General features: G+C 70.2%; 3 protein-coding genes. All 3 read right to left on the bottom strand.

The window, feature by feature from the left end:
- On the bottom strand, positions 1–2,121 hold a 2,121-nt coding region (locus ACWELQ_RS41560; RefSeq protein ID WP_452402479.1), incomplete at its 3' end, for a DUF1989 domain-containing protein.
- A complete protein-coding gene (locus ACWELQ_RS41565) occupies positions 2,122–3,114 on the bottom strand; it encodes a heme-dependent oxidative N-demethylase family protein (RefSeq protein WP_452402480.1) in 993 nt (330 codons plus the stop codon).
- Positions 3,111–3,380: 2Fe-2S iron-sulfur cluster-binding protein (locus ACWELQ_RS41570; protein ID WP_452402481.1), on the bottom strand; the 270-nt coding region annotated here is incomplete at its 5' end. The genes ACWELQ_RS41570 and ACWELQ_RS41565, both read right to left, overlap by 4 nt.

Raw genomic sequence — 3,380 nt, forward strand, 5'->3', positions numbered from 1 at the left:
GGAGGTGACGACGCCGACCTGCGCGCGGCCCACGTGCACGCTGTCGCCGTGGGCGGCGGTCTCGGGGCCGTCGAGCCGCAGGCCGACCAGGGTGCGCTGCGGATGCGCCTTGCGCTCGAGCAGGGCGTCGCGGCCGACGAAGTCGACGGTCTTCGATTTCAGCGGCACCGTGAAGCCGATCCCGGCCTCGAACGGGTCGGTCTGGTCGCAGAATTCGTAGCCCGCGAACACCAGCCCGGCTTCGATGCGGATCATGTCCAGTGCGGTCAGACCGAGCGGGGCGAGACCGTGCGGAATTCCGGCCTCCCACACCGCATCCCACAGGGCGGGTGCGTCACCCGGGTGGGTCCACAGTTCGTAGCCGAGCTCGCCGGAGTAGCCGGTGCGCGAGACGACCAGCGGGATGCCGTCGGGTCCGCCGAGGCGGCCGACGAGGAATCGGAACCACGCCAGATCCCGCAGGGCCGGTTGCGTGGGCGGCGTCCAGATCAACGGGCCGAGCAGGTCTCGGCTGGCCGGTCCCTGAACGGCGATATTGTGCAGCTGCGCCGTGGAGTCCTTGACCCACACCCGGTGCAGTCCGAGCCGGTCGGCTTGTTCCCGCAGCCACACCCCGTCGTAGGGGTCGCCGCCGACGAATCGGAAGGTGTTCTCGCCCAACCGGAATACGGTGCAGTCGTCGATCATGCCGCCGGTCTCGGTGCACATCGCCGAGTACACGACCTGCCCGGTGGCGAGCTTGCCGATATCGCGGGTCAGGGTCGCCTGCAGCAGCGCCTCGGCATCGGGTCCGAGCACCTCGAATTTGCGCAGCGCGGACAGGTCCATGACGGCGGCGCGTTCGCGGCAGGCCAGGTACTCCAGCCGGGGACCGTGATTGTCGAATTCGGTGGGCAGCCAGAAGCCGCGATAGTCGGTGAGCCGCTGCGTGAGCGCCCTTGTGCGGGTTGCGAATCCGCTGTCGCTGGTCAGCACCGCGGGTGCGTCGGGGGTGACTCGGGAGGCCATGGCCACGGAGAACTTCCTGTCCGTGTCGTAGACGCGCACGTGCACGTCGGTGGGCTGCCAGCCGTTGGCGGGATCGATGTCGTCGGGGCAGGCCGAGGAGGCGCACACCAGATCGGTGGCCGCCCGCAGCAGCACGTAATCGCCGGGCCGCGACCAGGGTTCGTCGACGACGAGCTGATGGTCGGCGTCGAAGGCGGTGTTGTAGAAGAGGTTCAGCGCCTCCCACCCCCGGCGCGCGCCGATGCCGTAGCGGGCGAGTTCGGCATTGAAGTTGTCGGTGCAGTTGATATGCCCGGGATAGCCCAGGTCCGCGTAGTACTTGGCGGTGCAGGCCAGCGCGAAGGTGTCGTGGCGGCCGACGGTGTCGCGCACCACCTCGAGCAGGGGCCGGGTACGCCGGTCGAAGAACCGGCCGGACAGACCGGGTTTCGGGAAGGCGTGGCCGGTGATCGTGCGAGTGGCGGTGGGGTCGAGGCCGAACTCCAGGCCGTCCTGCAAGGCGCGGGCGTCGAAGGCGAGCAGGTCCGAGCACTGCCGCCCGGCGACGTCGAGGATCTGAATGTATTGGCCCGCACGGACTTCGTAGCCGCGTGCGGTCGCGGCGTCGACGCGCAGATCCAGGATGGGTTCGACCAGCGGGGGCGGCAGTTCCGGCGGGCCGGGCGGTGGCGGGGCGGCGCGCCGGAGTTCGACAAGAAGTTCCGACGCCGGATTCGGGTCGACCGGATCGAGGCGGACGGCCGGGACGGGAGCGGCGACCAGCACCAGCGCGGGCGCGTCGACCCGCAGGCCGACCCGCGCGCCCGCGGGTGAGAATGCCCCGAAAAGCCGTGTGGCCCTGGCCTCCCCGGCATCGACACCTCCGGCGGCCAGCAGCGCGAGAATCCGTCCCGCGGCGTATCCGTTCTCGTCGGCCCCGGCCCGCAGCCCGCCCAGCACCGTGGCCGGGGCGTCGGCGACGAGGTCCGGGACGGCGTCGGGCACCGCCGCGAGCACCGTCACTTCCGCGGCCTGCCGCCCGTGCGGATCGATGATGTCGAGCCGATCGCCGGGTTCGGCCCGCACCGCCGTGACCGCGCCCGGACGCACCCGATAGCGTTCGGCGGCGGTCATCTATTCGTCCATTCCGATCGAGGCCAGCCATGCCACCGCGGGTTCCCGGGTGCGCGTGAGGCCCTTGTAATCGGCCATGTCCTGCGGCAATTCGGCCAGCACCCGATGCAACCGCCGCCCCCAGGCGGGCACGCTCGCCACCTCCCGGAACGACCGCAGATAGGTGCGGATGAGGAACATGACGGCCCCGGAGTTGGCGAGCCGGATCAGATGCTGGACCTCTACCCGCAGATACAGCCGGTCCCCGACCTCGGCGAGCGGGCCTTCGGCGAGGGTGCGCCGGTCGCGGCCCCACTCGGGATACCCCTCGGTGGAGGTGTCGAGCTTGCCGTCGACGGTGAGCGTCCAATTGGTGCGCCGATACGCCTGTTCCGGGCGCAGCCGCAGCAGGAAGTCGTGGGCGCGGGTGATGACCCGCTCGGTGTGGATGCGCGGCACCGGGCCGTGGATCTCCAGAAAGCTCATGCCGCAGTCGAATCCCATGGACCAGTCGGCGGCGAAGGTGACCACCCCGGCGTCACCCCACAGCTTGCCCTCGCGCTGATCGAGCAGCACGATGTCCTCCTGCACCTGATCGGCGATATAGCGCAGCGGCGGCGCGGGCAGGGTCGTGTCGTCGCCGTAGACGAACGTGAGATCGGTGCCGAGCAGGTGATTGCGCCAGCGCCAACGACTTCCGTCACGGGTCAGCGACATCTCCGCCGGGTATTCGACCGCGAGCTGCTCCATGAGCGTGAGCATGGCGTCCCAGGCGGCCGGGGCCATGTGCGGCAGGCACTGGGAACGCTCCGGATCGCGGTCGAGAATCGCGGTCCGCTGGGCGAGTTCGGCCGCGTAATGCTCGTCGATATCGAGTTGCCGAGCACCCCAGGCTCCGGCGGCGGTGACCGCCTCGGTCCCGGCCGGTTCGATATTGGTGCTGTAGCGGTACTCGTCCTTGGTGAACGGGAACGGGAAGCGGCGCAACGCTTCCGAATATTCGATGGTGGTCATAGCTCCAGCTCCAGAAGGTCGCCCGCGGCACGGGAGACACAGGCCATGAGCGCGTCGCCGGCGGCGCGTTCGTCCTCGGTGAGGTAGTGGTCGCGGTGTTCGATGCCGCCGCCGCGCACGCCCAACCGGCACTCCCCGCACACGCCCTGGCGGCACAGGTTCGGCACCCGGATCCCCTTGGCCAGCAACGCGTCCAGCAGGGTCGATTCCGGGGCGACCGGCACCAGCAGCCCGCTGCGCCCCAGCTTGGCGGCGAAGGGCGTGCC

The organism is Nocardia sp. NPDC004722, from assembly GCF_053601505.1.

What these genes read in the sequence shown, in the direction of transcription:
- ACWELQ_RS41565 (WP_452402480.1), bottom strand. Translation starts at nt 3,114, where the DNA reads ATGACCACCATCGAATATTCGGAAGCGTTGCGCCGCTTCCCGTTCCCG.